The sequence below is a fragment of the Succinivibrio dextrinosolvens genome, assembly GCF_900116345.1.
Classification (GTDB): Bacteria; Pseudomonadota; Gammaproteobacteria; order Enterobacterales; family Succinivibrionaceae; genus Succinivibrio; species Succinivibrio dextrinosolvens_B.
In genome coordinates this window covers 1-1407 of the sequence record NZ_FPAH01000090.1, presented here as the reverse complement: position 1 = coordinate 1407, position 1407 = coordinate 1, and the positions used below count along the sequence as shown (strand labels likewise).

Genomic DNA, 1407 nt, shown 5'->3' with positions numbered 1-1407 from the left:
TGTGGATCCTCTGGTTGTTTAGTTTATCCCATTGATACTATAGCATTTTTCTGTTACTCAGTATCTCAAGCAGTGGGTCCACACCATTAAATTAAAAGATTAATATTCCACAGAGCTCATTTTTGACAGTTTTGCTCTATCATGCCAGGCCTGAATATATCTTCTTGTACCGGTTCTGCCTCTTGAAGAAATAGATGAGGTTAATGTGTACTCTCCCTTGTATCTTACACCGTCAAGAAGTTCACCTGGAGTTACACCAGTAGCGGCAAAATAACACTGATCAGATGTAATCAGCTCATCAACTGTTCTAATAGCCTTTATATCAAAACCGTCTTTGATGATAGCTTCCTTTTCTGCTTCGGTCTTAGGAGCTAATCTTGTCAGCATCTGACCGCCAGTTCCCTTAATTGCACAGGCAGTAATAACGGCCTCAGGTGTTCCGCCGATTCCTACTAAAAGATCAATGTCGGTAGTTGGATCAATTGCCATTAAAGCACCAGCAATATCGCCGTCAGAATGAACCATAACTCTTGCACCTGCAAGATGAATATCTTTAATCAGTTGTTCATGGCGAGGCTTATCAAGAACAAAAACCTTTAATTCTCCAACCTTTTTTCCTAATGCCTTAGCAACATTAACGATGTTGTCCTTAATAGGAGCGTCAAGGTCAATTACATTAGCAGCTTCTGCGCCAACAGCCATTTTTTCACAGTAAAAGCTGTGACCAGGATTAAACATTGTACCCTTAGGAGAGATACCAACAGCTGCAATACCATTTGGTTTTCCGCCAGCAACACAGCTGGTACCATCAATAGGATCAACGGCAATATCAAATTCAGCTCCATCACCAAAACCAACCTTCTCACCGGTATATAGCATAGGAGCCTCATCCTTTTCACCTTCACCGATAACAATGGTTCCCTTGATATGAATACTCTGGAAAGCAATACGCATTGCATCAACAGCAGCACGATCAACTAATTCCTTATTTCCAAGACCAACAAATCTTGCAGAAGCTAATGCGGCTGCCTCTGTTACACGAACTAAATCCAAAGCGATATTCTTATCAGCTAAATGTTGTTGCATTTTGACCTCATATAAAGCGATGCTTAAAGATATAAATCACCTTCGTAAACAAGTGCGAAAAATGTGCATATCTTTTGCGTTTTTGAAAACGTGTATATGATACACGTGAATAAAGAAAAAGTGATCTGAATAAGGTAAAAAAAGGGAAAAATATACTTTTGGGGCATAAAAAAGGGCCGAGATATTAATCTCAGCCCTTTTTTTAGATATTGTTATCTATTATTCAATAATAGAACCAACAACACCAGCACCTACAGTACGGCCGCCCTCACGGATAGCGAATCTCTCGCCTTCAGCCATAGCTACTGGGTGGATTAGGGT

Annotated in this window: 2 protein-coding genes; both read right to left on the bottom strand. The window is 40.2% G+C overall.

Features of this window, described 5'->3' with window-relative positions; all coding sequences use genetic code 11:
* Positions 1-99 precede the first annotated feature (99 nt).
* On the bottom strand, positions 100-1086 hold the full coding sequence (gene glpX, locus BM308_RS13125; RefSeq protein WP_074945830.1) for a class II fructose-bisphosphatase: 987 nt from the start codon (positions 1084-1086) through the stop codon (positions 100-102).
* Positions 1087-1305: 219 nt separating this feature from the next.
* A partial coding sequence (locus BM308_RS13120; RefSeq protein WP_074945310.1) for an EF-Tu C-terminal domain-related protein occupies positions 1306-1407 on the bottom strand: 102 nt, incomplete at its 5' end.

Excerpts from the sequence above, each read along its gene's own strand:
- glpX (WP_074945830.1), bottom strand. The coding sequence starts at position 1,086 with ATGCAACAACATTTAGCTGATAAGAATATCGCTTTGGATTTAGTTCGT.